Genomic DNA, 16340 nt, shown 5'->3' on the forward strand with positions numbered 1-16340 from the left:
GACAATACGCTATGAATACGCTTTACCGGGAGACAATCGGCGAAGGAGATCGCCATCTTGTGCTGCTTCACGGATGGGGACTGAACGCCGGGGTCTGGCGTTACACGGCGGAGCGACTTGCGCCGCATTTTTGTCTGCACCTGATCGACCTGCCGGGCTATGGCCGCAGTAAAGGTTTTGGGGCGCTGACGCTGGAAGAAATGGCTGATTTGGTACTGTCTGCCATGCCGCAAAAGGCTTCGCTGGTGGGCTGGTCGCTGGGCGGACTGGTCGCCAGCCAGATTGCGCTGAGCGCGCCGCAGCGCGTGGAAAAACTGATTACCGTGGCGTCTTCGCCCTGCTTTACCGCACACGAAGACTGGCCGGGTATCCGCCCCGATGTGTTGCAGGGTTTTCAGCATCAGCTTAGTGAAGATTTTCAGCGTACGGTCGAGCGTTTTCTGGCGTTGCAGACCCTCGGCAGCAACAGCGCCCGTCAGGATGCCCGTTTGCTGAAATCAATTGTTTTGAATCTGCCAATGCCGCCCGCAGAAGTGCTCAACGGTGGGCTGGAGATTTTACGTACAGCCGATTTACGTCAGTCAATGACGACGCTGACCTTGCCGGTACTGCGTATTTACGGCGCGCTCGACGGGCTGGTGCCGAGAAAAATCGTGCCGTTACTGGATGCTTTACTGCCTGATTCTCACTCGGAAATCATTGAAAAAGCAGCCCATGCGCCCTTTATCTCGCACCCGGATGCTTTTTGTGAAATTGTCGAACGCTTTCTGATTGCAGACTGAAAACCAATGTAAAAATATTTGTCAAAATTCTGGCTAATTCCCAAGGGTGACTAATACTTAAGCCGATAGATGCCGGAGGTGAGAGGGGGAAATTTTCCATCGCCCGTTTGTGTCTCTGGGGAGAAATCTGGTGGTTGACCAGGAAGGTTCGTGCCAGCACAGATTCACCTGCCGTTCATATCTTGACTGCTTTCTTTCAAAACTATTCATCCAATTTAGAGGTAATGTCATGAAATCAAATAAAATTATTATTGCAGCCGTTCTGGCAGGTTTGTTCTCTGTGAACGCAATGGCCGCAGAGATGATCACCAAAGAAGAAGCTAAAGATAAGGGTTACACCAGCCTGGGCGTGGTAACAACCAGCAATGAATACACTGCGCCAATGGATGCTAAAGATGAGCTGTCCAAACTGGCTGATGAAAAAGGCGGGAAATACTACGTCGTGATCGCCGCGCAGGAGAAAAAGAAAATCACTGCGACCGCAGAAGTTTTCAAATAATCTTCTTATCTGCAAAAAAGGGATGCCATGCGCATCCCTTTTTTTCACCTGTTTTTGAGGGATACCTCTCATTCTTTGTTTTGTATCAAACTGTTTTTAAAGAATTCCCTTCAATCGTTACTCTCAGAGTAACGAAGTGTCCGCCGCCTTCATTGATGGTTATCTCACCGCTTCCTACACTTAACACGCTAATTAAACAGGTCAATTGTGATGCAACCGCCACTTGACTGAACTTCCCACCGTCCTCTTTGTTTCATCACGTCGGGAAATCTTCAGCAAGCTCAACCCAGGGAGGTTTGGCATGCCGCAACATCCGCAGACCACGAAAGTGTGGGACACCCGCCGCAGCGAAAAACAACGGCGTATCGACAGTGTCCGTTCCGTGGCCGAGGGTAAAGTTTTACCCACTGATAAAATTATTCCTGTCCTTGAAACGCTGATTGCCTCCGGTGACCGCGTGGTGATGGAAGGTAACAACCAAAAACAAGCTGACTTTCTTTCCCGTTCACTGGCAAAAGTGAACCCTGAAAAGCTGCATGACTTACATATGATCATGCCGAGCGTCAGCCGTGCTGAACATCTGGATCTCTTCGAACGCGGCATCGCCCGCAAGCTCGATTTCGCTTTCTCCGGCCCGCAAAGCCTGCGTATCGCGCAACTGCTTGAAGATGGTCAGATGGAAATCGGCGCGATCCACACGTACATCGAACTGTATTCTCGTCTTTACGTCGATCTGGTGCCAAACATCGCCCTGATCGCCGGCTTTAAAGCAGACCGCAAAGGTAACCTTTATACCGGCGCAAGCACCGAAGATACGCCAGCGCTGGTCGAAGCCGCGGCCTTTAAAAACGGTATCGTCATTGCGCAGGTCAACGAACTGGTAGATGAAGAAACCGACCTGCCGCGCGTTGATATTCCGGGCGACTGGATCGATTTCGTGGTCGTCGCCGATAAGCCGTTCTTCATCGAACCGCTTTTCACCCGCGACCCGCGTCTGATTAAACCGGTCCACGTACTGATGGCGATGATGGCGATCAAAGGCATTTACGCCAAACACAACGTGCAGTCGCTGAACCACGGTATCGGGTTTAACACCGCGGCTATCGAACTACTGCTGCCGACTTACGGCGAACAGCTCGGCCTGCGCGGCAAAATCTGTAAACACTGGACGCTTAACCCGCATCCGACGCTGATCCCGGCTATTGAAAGCGGCTGGGTCGACACCGTTCACTGCTTCGGTGGCGAACTCGGGATGGAAGAGTATATCCGCGCCCGTCCGGACGTATTCTTCACCGGCTCTGACGGTTCCATGCGTTCCAACCGTGCGTTCTGCCAGCTGGCAGGCCAGTACGCGGTCGATATGTTCATCGGTTCAACGTTGCAGGTCGATGGTCTGGCGAACTCGTCCACCGTCACCCGCGGTCGTCTGGCCGGTTTCGGTGGCGCACCGAACATGGGCCATGACCCGCACGGTCGTCGTCACTCCACGCCAGCCTGGCTCGACATGATTGAAGAGCCGGATCCGATGGCGCGCGGTAAAAAACTGGTCGTACAGATGGTGGAAACCTTCCAGGCCGGTGGTAAACCGACATTCGTTGAAAAACTCGAAGCGGTCGATGTGGGTAAAGAATCCGGAATGCCGCTGGCACCGGTGATGATTTACGGCGACGACGTGACGCACGTGCTGACCGAAGAGGGGATCGCCTATCTGTACCGCGCCCGTTCTCTGGAAGAACGCCGGGCGATGGTCGCTGCGGTTGCCGGTATCACTGACATTGGTCTGGGCGTTGACGCCAAACGCGTCGCCGACCTGCGCCGTCAGGAACTGGTGGTCTTCCCGGAAGACATGGGAATTCGCCGCACTGACGCCACCCGCTCTTTACTGGCGGCTGGCAGCGTGAGCGAACTGGTCGACTGGTCCGGCGGTTTGTATAACCCGCCCGCCAAATTCCGCAGCTGGTAATCACGATGCCGCAAACTTTAACGATTGGCGCTGTACTGACAGCGGAAGAACTGGCTGAAAGGCTGGCAGAAACGGCGACGCAGGCGCTGATCGACGAAGCGCGGCTTAGCCCGAAACCGGGGCTGGTAGACAGCCGGAGTTCCGGCGCACATCAGGATTTAACGTTGGACCTGATGGTGCGTTCGGCGCGCAGCCTGACATCCACTTTCTATTTGCTGGCCTTACACAGCTGGCAGCGCCCGGCGGATATCGCCCTGCGTCAGGAAGTGGGCCGTTTAGGTCGTGCCGGTGAAGCACAGATGATGGCCGAAACCGGCGGAGTGAATACTCACCGGGGCGCTATCTGGGCGATGGGGTTGCTGGTCAGCGCCGTCGCCATGCAGCCGGAAGCTTTGCTGCCGCAAACTATTGCGCAGCGCGCTGCGAAAATTGCGGCGTTACCCGACGCTTTCAGCCCGAAAAAATTCAGTAAAGGTTCGCACGCCGTGCAGCGTTATCAGGTGCCGGGTGCCCGTGAAGAAGCACAAAGTGGTTTTCCGCACATTATTGAGCGGGCGCTGCCGCAGCTCCATCACAGCCGGACACGCGGTGCGGGCGAAAGCGAAGCACAGGTCGATGCCTTACTGGCGGTGATGACCACGCTTGCCGATACCTGCGTGCTGTCACGCGGCGGTTTGCCGGCGCTCAAAGCCATGCATCAGGGCGCACGGGCGGTACTGGAAGCCGGTGGCACCAGCACAATGGCAGGCAAACAACGCTTGCGCCATCTCGAACAGCGGATGCTGGCCGACAACGCATCGCCCGGCGGTGCCGCCGATTTACTGGCTGCCACCCTGTTTCTCGACCGCGTGAGCGTGGCCTGACTGAACCGGATACGAATTAACTAACATCAGTACAAAGAGGTGTTATGGAACGTTTTGAATTTAACTACCCGGCGGCAAAAGCGCTGCCAGGCCGCGCCGAAGCTGGCGTGGTGGGTTCCGGCGATTTAGAAGCGCTGTATGAACCAAAAGCAGCAACTGAGCTGAAAATTATTGTCACAACCTCCGTCGATGGCAGCCACAGCCTGTGGCAGCACTTTTTCGACCGTCTGAACGCCCTGCGTGAATTACCGGCAGGCCGTCTGGACATTAATGATTTTGGCGCCACACCAGGGGTTGCCCGTCTGCGTATCGAACAGGTCTTTGAGGAGGCTGAAAATGCCAACTGATACTGATCAGAGCTTTATCGAACTGAGCGCCCGTCAGCGCGCCCGCAAATTGCTGGACGCCGGCACTTTCCGCGAACTGCTCGGGCCGTTCGAACGCGTGATGTCTCCGTGGCTGGAACCGCAGGGCATCGTCCCGCAGGCCGACGACGGCATGGTGGTGGCGAAAGGCCAGATTAACGGTCAGCCCGCGGTGGTGGTCGCCATTGAAGGGAGTTTCCAGGGCGGCAGTATGGGCGAAGTGTCCGGTGCCAAAATGGCCGCTGCGCTGGAACTGGCCGCAGAAGATAACCGCAACGGCATTCCGACGCAGGCGGTTCTGCTGCTCGAAACCGGCGGTGTGCGTTTACAGGAAGCCAACCTGGGGCTGGCGGCGATCGCGGATATTCACGCTGCAATTGTCGATTTACGCCGCTATACGCCGGTGATTGGCGTGGTGGCCGGTACCGTCGGTTGCTTTGGCGGGATGTCGATTGCCGCTGCGCTGTGTAGTTATCTGATTGTGACCCGCGAAGCCCGTCTGGGTCTGAACGGTCCGCAGGTTATCGAGCAGGAAGCCGGTATCGATGAATACGATTCCCGCGACCGTCCGTTTATCTGGAGCATGACCGGTGGCGAAGTGCGCTATCACAGCGGCTTTGTCGATGCGCTGGTGAAAGATTCTCTCGCTGAGGTGAAATCCAGCGTACTGGGCTTCATCAAAAAAGGCGTTCCGGCCACACATCGTTCTGATAATTATGATTATTACCTGCCAAAACTGACCGGTTTTGACACCGCGCAGCAGGCCAGCCGTGAAGTGACGGAAGCCCTGTTTAACCGGGAGGATCGCGCATGAGCACTTTCAATAACAACGTCGTCAGCCGGGGTGATTACTGGTTTGCCGAACTGACCAAAGAGGCTACTCCGGTCAGCGGTCTTTGCCCTTCGGTGAAAGCCGCCGATGGCAAACTCAACGATCAGGCTGTCCGTTTCATTACGGTCGTGCCGGATAAAAATAATCAGTATCCGCGTGCAGCGGGCGGTGAAGTCGGTCTGCTGGAAGGCTGGACGCTGGCAAAAGTCGTTAACGACGCCATTGCCGCTGATGAGAACTCCGACACCAAACGCGCCATCGTGGCAGTGATTGATGTGCCAAGTCAGGCTTATGGCCGTCGCGAAGAAGCGTTTGGTATTCATCAGGCGCTGGCCGGTGCCGCAGGCGCTTACGCCAAAGCCCGTCTGGCCGGACATCCGGTGGTCGGTCTGATTGTGGGTAAAGCGATGTCTGGTGCGTTTCTGGCGCACGGTTATCAGGCCAACAAGCTGATCGCCTTCAAAAACAACGGCGTCATGATCCATGCGATGGGGAAAGAATCCGCCGCGCGCATCACGTTACGCTCTGTGGATGCGCTGGAAAAACTGGCAGCAACCATCCCGCCGATGGCTTATGACATCGAAAACTACGCCACTCTGGGGCTGCTGTCGCAATTACTCGACATCGCAAACCCGGACAGTGCAACGCCCGACGACATCACCAGCGTACAAAACGCTGTCTGGCAGAACATCCAGGACGCCCGCAAAGAAGGCGTTAGCCTCAGCAACCGTCTGGGTGCAGAAAACCGCGCAAGTTCGCAGCGCGTTCGCCAGCTGATGCGTCAGGAATGGTAATTCATTAACAAAACTTTCAGTCTCAACCGGTAACGCACCTGCAAACAGCGTGACGCAGCCGCATTGCGGGTTCCGCCCTGACATTTTGGTCAGGGCGAGGATCTGCTGTTGTCTGCAACTGGACTGTCATACTTAAAAAAACATCGCACCGGCGCCGACTGAGCATTCAATTTGCCTCAGGAAAAACGCTATGACTTACGTAATATTGCACGCGCTTGCCCCTATTTTCGTCATCATGATCCTCGGTTTTTATGCCGGGAAAGCGAAAATGGTGGATAACCAGAACGTCTCTTTACTGAATATATTTGTGATGGATTTTGCTTTACCCGCTGCGTTGTTTGCAGCGACCGTACAAACGCCGTGGTCCGGCATTGTCGAACAGTCACCGCTGATTCTGGTGCTGGTGCTGGCGATGTGGATCACCTATGCGGCGATTTATTTTGTGTGCACCAAAGTGTTCAAGAAATCTCCGCAGGATGCTGCTGTCCTGACGCTGACCGTCGCACTGCCAAACTATGCGGCGCTCGGTTTGCCGATCCTGAGCAGCGTGATGGGCGACGCGCCGTCAACTTCACTGTCCGTCGCGGTTTCTATTGCCTGCGGTTCCGTGCTGATGACACCGTTCTGCCTGCTGATTCTGGAACGTGAAAAAGCGCGTCTGAGCGGCGAAAATCAGGGTTCATCTCTGGCACTGTTGCCGGTTCTGATGTGGCGTTCAGTGAAGAAACCGATCGTCTGGGCACCGCTTCTGGGTGTGATTCTGGCGGCATTTGGCATTAAAATGCCGGAAATCTTCCTGGCATCAATCAAACCGCTGGGCCTGTCAGCGACCGCGTCTGCGCTGTTCCTGACCGGTGTTATCCTGTCAGCCCGTAAGCTGAAAATTAACGGTCCGGTGTTGTTGTCCTGCGTCGCGAAAAACCTGGTTCAGCCGTTTATCGCCTGGGGTCTGGTTCTGGCGTTCGGCCTGAGTGGTCAGGTGGCGGTGACCGCAATCCTGATGATTGCGCTGTCTGCCGGTTTCTTCGGTATCGTGTTCGGCAACCGTTTCGGCGTTCAGTCTCCGGATGCAGAAGCTTCACTGCTGATCAGTTCCGTGTTGTGTATCGTGACATTGCCGCTGTTTATTTCCCTGACAGCCGCGCTTCACTAAGCATAAAGGAGTGAATATGTGTGACCCGCGTGCCCATGATTTTGTCTGGATAAGCGACCGTTCAGCGCTGCAAAACGACGACACGTTACCCGCGTGGGTAAACACCGGCTGGCGCACGTCGCTGCCGCTGGTGGTGCGTCGTGATATGCGTGCTGATGGTGCTGTTCCGGTGGGTATTCGCGGCATGACACGTATTCAGCGCGCCGCCGCCTGGGTTGACCCGGCGGCGGTGGTCCGGGTTGTCACGCCCGAATCGCTGGTCAGCGACGTTAACGTTTTACTGCATTCGCCGTTTGTTTCACAGCAACCGGTGCAGGCGCTGATCACGTTAAGCAGCCTGAAACTTCCTTTCCCGTGGGGCGTGACCGGCAGCTGTGCCTACGCGCTGGTCAGTGATCTGCCGGTGATGCACGCCGGCAGCGATCTGGATTTGCTGGTGCGTTGCGACACACCGGTGGACGCCTCCCGGTTCTCTGATTTTTTCGACCAGCTTCAGCGGCTGCCTTGCCGCGCCGATGTCCAGATTAATACACCTCAGGGTGGATTTGCCCTCAGCGAATGGCTGCGGGGTGGCGAGGTGATGCTGAAAACAGCATCAGGCCCGCGACGGGTGCGTGACCCGTGGCAACTGTCAGCCGACTGAACCCGGCCAAAAGAAGCAAGGAGCACGATGAAAATCCTATTTACCTTCCCCGGACAGGGGCCGCAGGTGCCGCAAATGTTGCACCGTTTGCCGGATAATTCGCTCACGCATTCCCTCATTGAACAGGCCAGCAATGCGCTTGCCGAAGATGTTCTGCTGCTCGATACCGCAGAGGCTTTACGTTCCACCCGCGCCGTACAACTGTGTTTGCTGATTGCCGGTGTGGTCTGGGCGAAGCAGTGTCAGGCCGAAGGTATTGAGGCAGATTTTTGCAGCGGACTGTCGATTGGCGCATTCCCCGCCGCGGTGATTGCCGGTGCGCTCGGTTTTGAGGATGCCGTCCGGCTGGTCGCTCTGCGCGGTGAACTGATGCAGCAGGCTTATCCGCAGGGCTTTGGCCTTTCCGCCATTACCGGTTTGCAGCAAAACCAGATTGAAGCGCTGGTAGCGCAGGTCAACAGCGCCGAATCCCCGGTATATCTCGCCAATATCAATGCCGAAGAGCAGCTGGTGATTGCTGGTCGTGACGACGCGATGGCGCAGGTTATGCAGCTCGCCAAAGGGCTCGGCGCGCAGAAAACCCATCAGCTGGCAGTCAGCGTGCCGTCGCATTGTGCGCTGCTGGAGGAACCGGCGGCTAAGCTGGTCGAGGCGTTTAAAGAGATTCATATTTCCCGCCCGACCTGCGGTTATCTCAGCGGAACGACCGGGCGCGTGTACTGGCAGCCGGAAAAAATCGCCGACGATCTGGCGATGAATATGGCGCGTACCGTGAACTGGCGTGATGCCATGGTTGCGGCTTATCAGCGCGATGTGCGGCTGGCGATTGAAATGCCGCCGGGCGCAGTGCTGACTGGCCTCACCCGACGCGCGATGGAGCAGGGCGAGGCGCTGTCTTTGTGCCAGTCAGGGATGCAGGTTGCGGGACGTCTCGCAGCGCGGCTGCGCGAAAACGAACGCTGATTAAAGGCATGATAGGTTGGGGGTGAAACGCGTTGCGCTGTTTGATAATTGCGCAGCGTGCTAATGTCTAACCACTCTGAACGAAGGGATATCATGCCAGTTTTAATTCGCGGGGATTCGCAAATGATCGTGCTTGAAAGATCGTACAGTCCGGCCACTCTGGCCAGACGGTTTGAAGTCATTGATGAAATACGTTTCAACAACATAGATATGTTGGTCATCTATGATGAAAAAATTCCATTTATCGCCATTGCCGAAGCACAAACCAGAACCGATAACCGGGGGGAAAACCGACACCATGTGGTGGCTACTCTGGAACTTGCCCGCAGGGAAAATAGCGATGAAATGCTCGAGGTGCGTCAGTTTTGGGAAGACGACAAAGCGTTTCAGGTGGAAGGTGTGGTGGTTAACTCCGGAATGCGCGATTACCGTTTAGCGACATTGTTGTATGAAACGCTGGTGGTAAAAAAGCATCTTACATTGATGAGTGATAACGATCATTACACCGGGGGTCGCGCCCTGTGGAAGCGTCTTGCTCAGGATTCAGCCGGATTATTGGTTTTCATACTCGATACAGAGAAAGGGCAATTTTACCCTTATGACGGTTCGAAAATGCGTTATGACGGCGTGAGCATTCCGGAATCTGCCATCTGGAGTTCCCATCCGGATCAAACGCACTGGCCGGTCGTGTTGATTGCGCAAAACAACAAGCGTCTGTCAGCGCTTTCTGCTCGCTAGCGCGTACATCCGGCTTTCAGCGGCGAGGGCGAGAAGATTAGGATCGTGCTCGCGGCTGTGCGGGAAGACCAGCGAAATGGTCTGACGCATCTGATAGGCTTCAGCCAGCGGCAGGAGTTTCACCGTATTTTCATACACACCTTTCATTCTGCCGGGAATGAGCGTGTAGCCAACACCCGCCTGTACCAGACTCAGCATCGAAAAAATATCGTTTACCCGTGTGACAATGTCCGGCTCAAAACCGGCGACCTGAAAGGCTTCCTGAAAGCCGTGGTAAGTGGCGAATCCTTCGGCCAGGGAAACGAATTTTTTCTGCTTAAAATCGCGCAAATCAGCCGTGCCTTCGCAGGCCAGTTCTGCGCTGGCAGGGGCGGCGAGGAAAATATCGTCCTGAAACAACGGTAGCTGATCGTAGCGCTGGGCATCCACGCTCGAATCACTGGTCGAAATCAGAATGGCATCCAGCTGACTGTCTTCCAGTTTGTGCAGTAAATCACTGTTAGAGCCCATCACCAGTTCCAGTTCAAGCTCCGGTCTGCGCAGTTTCAGCCCCATGATCAGGCGCGGAATGGTTTCAAGCGTCAGCGAATACAGCGTGCCGACTTTCAGACGTTTATCGCCAAAACCCGCGGCGCGCTGCGTGGCCTGAATGCCGTGTTCCATCTGCTCAATCACCTGCGTGGCATGTTCCAGTAACGCTTCGGCGGCGGGCAGCGGCAGCAGATTACGTCCGCGATGGATAAACAACGGGCAGCGCAAACCTTCCTCCAGAGAATGCAGGGCGCGATGCACACTGACGCTGCTCAGGCCGAGTTGTTCGGCTGCGCGGGTGATGTTCTGCTTTTCCATGTAAGCGAGGAAAATTTCAAGTTTACGGAAGGTGATTTCACTGTCGATCATGCAGGCTCCTGCGGCGCTTTGATGGCCGTTGTGGCATGCCGATGATAACTGAATAGCCGCAGCGCGACTATTCAGTAAGGGCGAAAGCCCGGTGTCAGAGGACGACGTGTCTTAATTAATGAGCGTATAGGAAACCGTCAGGCATTTTTTGCCGTCGGCGCAGCTTTTACAACTGCCGCTCAGACAGCTGTCATCGGCTTCGATGACTTCCGCTTTTCGCATCGCCACCAACCGTTCGAGCATGGCCTGCACCAGCGGCCGCGGCGCGTTGAGTTGCTGGCTAAGCTGGCGGGCATCTGCCCGGCCAGCCAGTGCGAGAGAATCACGAACCTCAATCAGCGTAGTCATCGTATCTCCTAGTGGCAGTCGTTGCCGGTCGCCGGTTCGCAACAGGCCGCAACATTACGCGGCTGCAAATGAACGCTGACACGGCTGCGAGCTTTGCGCAGGCAGGTAAGAACGATAGCGTTAAACAGCAAAACGATAAGTATAACGCCCGAACTGTACGCCGGATGGTTGCTGAAAGTAGCCACCTGATAGAACAGGGTCGCCAGGGAATACGCCACGTTCAGTCCCCAGAAGATTGAGAACGTCATCCAGCTGCGGCTGGTTTCGCGGGCAATCGCGCCCATGACCGACACACAAGGCACGTACAGCAGCACGAAAATCAGATAGCTGTAAGCCGAAATGGCGGTACCAAATTTTGTGCTCATCACGCCCATCGAACTGACGCCCATTTCTCCATCGCCTTTACTGGCTTCGATCGGGTTAGAAAGCACGCTGACGCTGAACGTGTCTTTCAGGCCCTGCCACGTTTGTTCTACGGCACCCCCGAGTTCAGCGAGCAGATGGAAGTTTGCTGCGTCGAATTCCTCATTGTGGATATGCTCTGCGGTGTACAGCGTATTGAGCGTACCGACGACCACTTCTTTCGCCATCGCGCCGGTCACCAGGCCAACCGTCGCCTGCCAGTTATCGGCGTGCACGCCCATCGGTGCCAGCACCGGCGTCAGCACTTTACTGACCGAAGCCAGTGCGGAGTCATTGATGTTATCCACCGCCCGACCGCTGAAAGAGAAGCTGTTTAGTGCGCCGATAAAAATACTCGCAATCACAATGACTTTACCGGCGCGCAGCACGAAACCTTTCAGACGCTGCCAGGTTTGCAGTAACAGACTTTTCAGATGGGGAACGTGATACACCGGCAGTTCCATGACAAACGGCGACGCTTCACCGCGCATGATGGTGTATTTGAGCAGCAGGCCGGTGAGGATGGCGACGACAATACCCAGCAGATACAGTGAGAAGACGACGGACGCGCCGTCCTGCCCGAAGAACGCCGCAGAGAATACGGCGAAGATCGCCAGTCGTGCGCCACAGGACATAAACGGCGCCATCATGACGGTGATCAGACGTTCGCGGGGCGCATCCAGCGTACGGGCACCCATAATGGACGGCACGTTACAGCCGAAACCGACAATCAGCGGCACGAAAGATTTACCCGGCAGGCCAAGCGACTGCATCAGGCGGTCCATCACAAACGCTGCGCGGGCCATATAACCTGAGTCTTCAAGGAAGGAAAGGAACAGATACATCATGCCGATTTGCGGCACCAGCGGGAGCACGGTGTTGATACCACCACCGACGCCCTGAGCAAGGAAAATGGTCAGCCACTGCGGGAAGTGCAGGGTGAAGCCCACCCATTGCATCCCCTGAATGAAAATTGCTGCGGAGCCGATGTCGAAAATCGGTTGCAACGCGCCGCCGATATTAATCGCCAGCACGAACATCAGGTACATCACCAGCAGGAAGATGGGTACACCGAGGAAACGGTTGAGGATCACGCGATCCAACACCTGCGTCAGTTTGTTGGGCGCGGTGAGGTGCGAGTTACTGACGTCCGCGCACAGCGACGCAATGCTCTGATAGCGCGCGTCAGCAATCAGCAGCGCCGGATCTTCCAGCTTTTGCTCCGCCAGACGGGCTTTCACCTGCGGCAATAATGCCTGCGCATTACCTGCGTGCGTCTGGCTGTAAATATCCCCTTCGAGGATTTGCAAAGCCAGCCAGCGACGCTGTTGCAGCGCCATGTCCTGCGGCATTTCTGCGGCCAGCACGTCCACTTCCTGTTGCAGCACCGGATGATATTTCACGCGTTCAAGCTTTACCACTTGCGGCAATGCGTCGATGGCGGCTTTCAGTTCTTTGATACCACTGGCGCGGGTAGAAACCAAAGCAATAACCGGACAGCCAAGGCGTGCAGACAGCGCCGGGATATCAATATTGATGTTCTGGATTTTGGCGATGTCGAGCATGTTCAGTGCGACGATGCAGGGCACACCCAGCTCGAGAAGTTGCAGTGTCAGGTATAAATTGCGCTCAAGGTTTGAGGCATCCACGACGTTAATCATCAGATCCGCGTCGCCGCTCAGAATGTAATGGCAGGCAATTTGCTCATCGAGCGAGGTTTGTTCGGAAATGGTGGTCAGCGAATAGGTACCGGGCAAATCGACCAGCGTAATCTGGTGATCTGCGGTGGCGAACTGGCCTTCTTTACGTTCGACGGTGACACCAGCCCAGTTCCCGACACGCTGGCGTGAACCGGTTAACTGGTTGAAAAGAGTCGTTTTACCTGAGTTTGGATTTCCAATCAGGCCAATAGTCAGTGCTTTCATACGTTCAGATCTACGTGTGAGAAAGGGAAAAAACGCGGAAAACCTTCAGAGGCCGCGCTAAACAATCTTGCAAAAAGCATTCATCAGTAAAAATCAGGCCAGGATCTCAAGCTTGAGCAGGTCGAGGTCTTTTTTGCGCACGACCAGACTGGTGCGGCGAGTTTCGATTTGCACCGGATCGCCCATCGGCGCTACGCGGATGATGTTGAAGAAAGACCCCGGAAGCATGCCGAGAGACAGCAGTTTCTGACGATAAGCCGGGCTGATTTCATGAGAAAAGCCGGTGATTTTGTAAGCACGTTTTGATTGAAGTTGCATAGTTCCTCGCGAAGCGTTCAGGCATTTATGGGGGCCGCGTGACAAATGTTACGCCGCGCTTCCATGCCCGTTGATCTCACTTAACTGCGATTATTGTGGCAAAAAGAATTGCTCAGAAATTGTCCCTAGTGCGAAATTGCCAGCCTTTGGCTGACGGCGTATTGAATACGCAAAGAAGTACAAACGAGAATAGTTATCATAATTAGTACGCGTGTGGAGACAAAAGAAAAGAGGTTGACCTCTTCACGGGTATCTCCACCGCGAGGCTATGCTATGCCTGTGGGGCATCTGTTTTATTGATTTACCTCAGTGATTGATTCATTAGGATTGAGTTTAAAAAGTGTCGAAAAAAGATACATAAAAAAAGCCGCTGGTTATCAGCGGCTTTCGTTTGATAGGTGAAAAGGTAGAAATTAGCGTTTTTTACCCATCGCGGCGGCCAGCGCATCGGCCATCGCATTATTGCCCGCTGGCGCGGCATTGCGGCCCGCCGGTTTGTTGGGTGTATGACGTTTCTGATTGTCGCGTGACTCTGACGCTGGCGCGGCAGAACGGCGTGCAGGCGCTTCACCCGGTTGTTCGTCCAGACGCATGGTCAGCGCGATACGTTTGCGCTGCAAATCAACTTCCATCACTTTGACTTTAACGATATCGCCGGCTTTCACCACGGTGTGCGGATCTTCGACGAATTTGTTCGCCAGTGAAGAAATGTGTACCAGTCCGTCCTGATGAACGCCGATATCCACGAACGCACCGAAGTTGGTGACGTTAGTGACCGAGCCTTCAAGGATCATGCCCGGCATCAGGTCATTCATGGTTTCCACGCCATCGGCAAAGGTCGCGGTTTTGAACTCAGGACGCGGATCGTGCCCCGGTTTTTCCAGCTCTTTGATGATGTCAGTAACGGTCGGCACGCCGAACTGCTCGTCAGTGAATTCGCTGGCTTTCAGGCTGCGCAGCACATTCGAATCGCCCATCAGCTCTTTCAGCGCCAGCTGCGTCGCCGCCAGAATCCTTTCGACCACCGGATAGGTTTCCGGGTGAACCGTTGAAGCGTCCAGCGGGTTATCGCCGTGGTTAATACGCAGGAAGCCCGCGCACTGTTCGAAGGCTTTTGGCCCCAGACGGCTGACTTTCAGCAGTTGTTCACGGTTGCGGAACTGACCGTTTTCGTCGCGCCAGTTTACGATATTCTGCGCCATCATGCGGGTCAGACCGGCCACGCGGGTCAGCAGTGGAACGGACGCGGTATTGAGATCCACGCCCACCGCGTTCACGCAGTCTTCGACCACGGTATCGAGTTTTTTCGCCAGCAGGCTCTGGCTGACGTCGTGCTGATACTGGCCGACACCAATGGATTTCGGGTCGATTTTCACCAGTTCCGCCAGCGGATCCTGCAACCGGCGCGCGATAGAAACTGCGCCACGGATGGAAACATCCAGATCCGGGAATTCCAGCGCCGCCAGTTCGGAAGCGGAATACACCGACGCACCGGCTTCACTCACAATCACTTTCTGCGCTTTTACCGCCGGGAACTGTTTTTGCAGCTCGAGGAAGAAACGCTCAGTCTCGCGGGAAGCGGTACCGTTACCGATAGCCACCAGTTCGACATTATGTTTGATGCACAGCGCAGCAACCTGTTGTGCCGCTTTCGCTGCCTGACCGGTATGGGGATAAACGGTATCGATATCCACCAGTTTACCGGTGTTATCCACAACGGCGACTTTCACACCGGTACGTAAACCCGGATCGAGGCCCATGGTGGCGCGCATTCCGGCCGGTGCGGCCATCAGCAAATCATGCATGTTGCGGGCGAAAACGTTAATCGCTTCATCTTCGGCGCGTTCACGCACGGTACCCATCAGCTCGGTTTCGAGGTGCAGCAGCACTTTGATGCGCCACGTCCAGTTGACCACCGCGCGACGCCAGACGTCGGCCGGGGCGTTGTTTAGCCGCAGGCCAAGATGGTCGATAATAATTTGTTCGGCGTAACTTTCTTTCGGCGGTTCGTCATGCTGCGGATCGGCATTCAGCGCCAGCTGTAAGACGCCTTCGTTGCGGCCGCGGAACATGGCCAGCGCACGGTGGGAAGGCACCTGAGAAATCGGTTCGTGGTGATCGAAGTAATCGCGAAATTTCGCGCCTTCCTGCTCTTTGCCATCGACCATGCGGGAGGTCAGATGGGCGTTTTTCCACAGGTAATCACGGACTTTCGCCAGCAGTGACGCATCTTCAGCGAAACGCTCCATCAGAATGTAGCGGGCGCCATCGAGCGCGGCTTTGGTATCGGCGACGCCTTTTTCGGCATCAACAAATTTAGCGGCGGTGGTTTCCGGCTCGTTCTGCGGTTCATTCCACAGCAGATCGGCCAGCGGTTCCAGCCCCGTTTCGATAGCGATTTGTCCACGCGTGCGGCGCTTCGGTTTGAATGGCAGATACAGGTCTTCCAGTTCGGTTTTGCTCAGCGTGGTATTAATGGCTTTTGCCAAATCGTCGCTGAGTTTGCCCTGATCTTCGATGGATTTGAGAATGGTCTGGCGGCGGTCTTCCAGCTCACGCAGATATCCCAGACGTGTGTCTAACTGACGCAACTGGGTATCATCCAACCCACCGGTGACTTCCTTACGATACCGCGCAATAAAGGGCACGGTATTACCTTCATCCAGCAGACGCACCACGGAAGCAACCTGCTCCGGGCGAACCTGCAATTCACTTGCGATAATGCGGCTCAGTTGATCATTCATAGGTCTGGTATCAGTTTTTCGTTAGTGAGTGACGTAAATACAGGGCACCGTTATACGATTTGAAGGCTGAAAATGCCAGCCGTCGGGACGATGTGCCTCACGTTTTGG

16 protein-coding genes are annotated in these 16340 nt (G+C 55.4%); 11 read left to right on the plus strand and 5 right to left on the minus strand.

Going from position 1 to position 16340, the window contains the following annotated elements:
- The first annotated feature begins 11 nt into the window (after positions 1-11).
- From bioH to GW579_RS18610, 11 genes are all read left to right on the plus strand, one after another.
- Entirely contained in the window at positions 12-782 is a 771-nt protein-coding gene (gene bioH, locus GW579_RS18560) for a pimeloyl-ACP methyl ester esterase BioH (protein WP_165060964.1), read from the plus strand.
- Positions 783-1011: 229 nt separating this feature from the next.
- Positions 1012-1281, plus strand: coding sequence for a YdgH/BhsA/McbA-like domain containing protein (locus tag GW579_RS18565; RefSeq protein ID WP_112288668.1), 270 nt, complete (start codon positions 1012-1014; stop codon positions 1279-1281).
- Positions 1282-1582: 301 nt separating this feature from the next.
- On the plus strand, positions 1583-3244 hold the full coding sequence (gene mdcA, locus GW579_RS18570; protein WP_165060966.1) for a malonate decarboxylase subunit alpha: 1662 nt from the start codon (positions 1583-1585) through the stop codon (positions 3242-3244).
- A gap of 5 nt (positions 3245-3249) precedes the next feature.
- On the plus strand, positions 3250-4107 hold the full coding sequence (locus GW579_RS18575; RefSeq protein ID WP_165060968.1) for a triphosphoribosyl-dephospho-CoA synthase: 858 nt from the start codon (positions 3250-3252) through the stop codon (positions 4105-4107).
- Positions 4108-4151: 44 nt separating this feature from the next.
- Complete coding sequence (locus tag GW579_RS18580; RefSeq protein ID WP_165060969.1) at positions 4152-4454, plus strand: malonate decarboxylase subunit delta; 303 nt, start codon at positions 4152-4154, stop codon at positions 4452-4454.
- Positions 4444-5286, plus strand: a complete 843-nt coding sequence (locus GW579_RS18585) for a biotin-independent malonate decarboxylase subunit beta (protein ID WP_152327545.1) — start codon at positions 4444-4446, stop codon at positions 5284-5286. The genes GW579_RS18580 and GW579_RS18585 overlap by 11 nt, the downstream gene beginning before the upstream one ends.
- A complete protein-coding gene (gene mdcE / locus GW579_RS18590; protein ID WP_152327544.1) occupies positions 5283-6098 on the plus strand; it encodes a biotin-independent malonate decarboxylase subunit gamma in 816 nt (271 codons plus the stop codon). The genes GW579_RS18585 and mdcE overlap by 4 nt, the downstream gene beginning before the upstream one ends.
- 190 nt (positions 6099-6288) lie before the next feature.
- Positions 6289-7251: an AEC family transporter gene (locus tag GW579_RS18595; protein ID WP_165060971.1), complete on the plus strand. Its 963-nt coding sequence runs from the start codon at positions 6289-6291 to the stop codon at positions 7249-7251.
- A gap of 16 nt (positions 7252-7267) precedes the next feature.
- The gene (locus GW579_RS18600; protein WP_165060973.1) at positions 7268-7894 is read left to right on the plus strand and encodes a malonate decarboxylase holo-ACP synthase; all 627 of its coding nucleotides are present in this window, start codon (positions 7268-7270) and stop codon (positions 7892-7894) included.
- A 27-nt stretch (positions 7895-7921) separates the two neighbouring features.
- Entirely contained in the window at positions 7922-8857 is a 936-nt protein-coding gene (gene mdcH / locus GW579_RS18605) for a malonate decarboxylase subunit epsilon (protein WP_165060976.1), read from the plus strand.
- Positions 8858-8950: 93 nt separating this feature from the next.
- Complete coding sequence (locus tag GW579_RS18610; protein WP_152327540.1) at positions 8951-9595, plus strand: hypothetical protein; 645 nt, start codon at positions 8951-8953, stop codon at positions 9593-9595.
- Here GW579_RS18610 and GW579_RS18615 read toward each other — a convergent pair.
- The 5 genes from GW579_RS18615 to GW579_RS18635 form a co-directional block, all read right to left on the minus strand.
- Entirely contained in the window at positions 9575-10495 is a 921-nt protein-coding gene (locus GW579_RS18615; RefSeq protein WP_165060979.1) for a LysR family transcriptional regulator, read from the minus strand. The two genes, GW579_RS18610 and GW579_RS18615, sit on opposite strands and share 21 nt — an antisense overlap.
- Positions 10496-10606: 111 nt before the next feature.
- Positions 10607-10843, minus strand: a complete 237-nt coding sequence (locus GW579_RS18620) for a FeoC-like transcriptional regulator (RefSeq protein ID WP_165060982.1) — start codon at positions 10841-10843, stop codon at positions 10607-10609.
- 8 nt (positions 10844-10851) lie between these two features.
- The gene (feoB, locus tag GW579_RS18625; protein ID WP_165060985.1) at positions 10852-13170 is read right to left on the minus strand and encodes a Fe(2+) transporter permease subunit FeoB; all 2319 of its coding nucleotides are present in this window, start codon (positions 13168-13170) and stop codon (positions 10852-10854) included.
- A 93-nt stretch (positions 13171-13263) separates the two neighbouring features.
- A complete protein-coding gene (gene feoA, locus GW579_RS18630; protein WP_152327536.1) occupies positions 13264-13488 on the minus strand; it encodes a ferrous iron transporter A in 225 nt (74 codons plus the stop codon).
- Positions 13489-13901: 413 nt separating this feature from the next.
- Positions 13902-16232, minus strand: coding sequence for a Tex family protein (locus tag GW579_RS18635; RefSeq protein WP_165060988.1), 2331 nt, complete (start codon positions 16230-16232; stop codon positions 13902-13904).
- Positions 16233-16340 lie beyond the last annotated feature (108 nt).

This window comes from Rahnella contaminans (genome assembly GCF_011065485.1).
GTDB lineage: Bacteria > Pseudomonadota > Gammaproteobacteria > Enterobacterales > Enterobacteriaceae > Rahnella > Rahnella contaminans.

Coding starts and splice junctions, on each gene's coding strand:
- bioH (WP_165060964.1), top strand. CDS start 12: ATGAATACGCTTTACCGGGAGACAATCGGCGAAGGAGATCGCCATCTT.
- GW579_RS18565 (WP_112288668.1), top strand. CDS start 1,012: ATGAAATCAAATAAAATTATTATTGCAGCCGTTCTGGCAGGTTTGTTC.
- mdcA (WP_165060966.1), top strand. CDS start 1,583: ATGCCGCAACATCCGCAGACCACGAAAGTGTGGGACACCCGCCGCAGC.
- GW579_RS18575 (WP_165060968.1), top strand. CDS start 3,250: ATGCCGCAAACTTTAACGATTGGCGCTGTACTGACAGCGGAAGAACTG.
- GW579_RS18580 (WP_165060969.1), top strand. CDS start 4,152: ATGGAACGTTTTGAATTTAACTACCCGGCGGCAAAAGCGCTGCCAGGC.
- GW579_RS18585 (WP_152327545.1), top strand. CDS start 4,444: ATGCCAACTGATACTGATCAGAGCTTTATCGAACTGAGCGCCCGTCAG.
- mdcE (WP_152327544.1), top strand. CDS start 5,283: ATGAGCACTTTCAATAACAACGTCGTCAGCCGGGGTGATTACTGGTTT.
- GW579_RS18595 (WP_165060971.1), top strand. CDS start 6,289: ATGACTTACGTAATATTGCACGCGCTTGCCCCTATTTTCGTCATCATG.
- GW579_RS18600 (WP_165060973.1), top strand. CDS start 7,268: ATGTGTGACCCGCGTGCCCATGATTTTGTCTGGATAAGCGACCGTTCA.
- mdcH (WP_165060976.1), top strand. CDS start 7,922: ATGAAAATCCTATTTACCTTCCCCGGACAGGGGCCGCAGGTGCCGCAA.
- GW579_RS18610 (WP_152327540.1), top strand. CDS start 8,951: ATGCCAGTTTTAATTCGCGGGGATTCGCAAATGATCGTGCTTGAAAGA.
- GW579_RS18615 (WP_165060979.1), bottom strand. CDS start 10,495: ATGATCGACAGTGAAATCACCTTCCGTAAACTTGAAATTTTCCTCGCT.
- GW579_RS18620 (WP_165060982.1), bottom strand. CDS start 10,843: ATGACTACGCTGATTGAGGTTCGTGATTCTCTCGCACTGGCTGGCCGG.
- feoB (WP_165060985.1), bottom strand. CDS start 13,170: ATGAAAGCACTGACTATTGGCCTGATTGGAAATCCAAACTCAGGTAAA.
- feoA (WP_152327536.1), bottom strand. CDS start 13,488: ATGCAACTTCAATCAAAACGTGCTTACAAAATCACCGGCTTTTCTCAT.
- GW579_RS18635 (WP_165060988.1), bottom strand. CDS start 16,232: ATGAATGATCAACTGAGCCGCATTATCGCAAGTGAATTGCAGGTTCGC.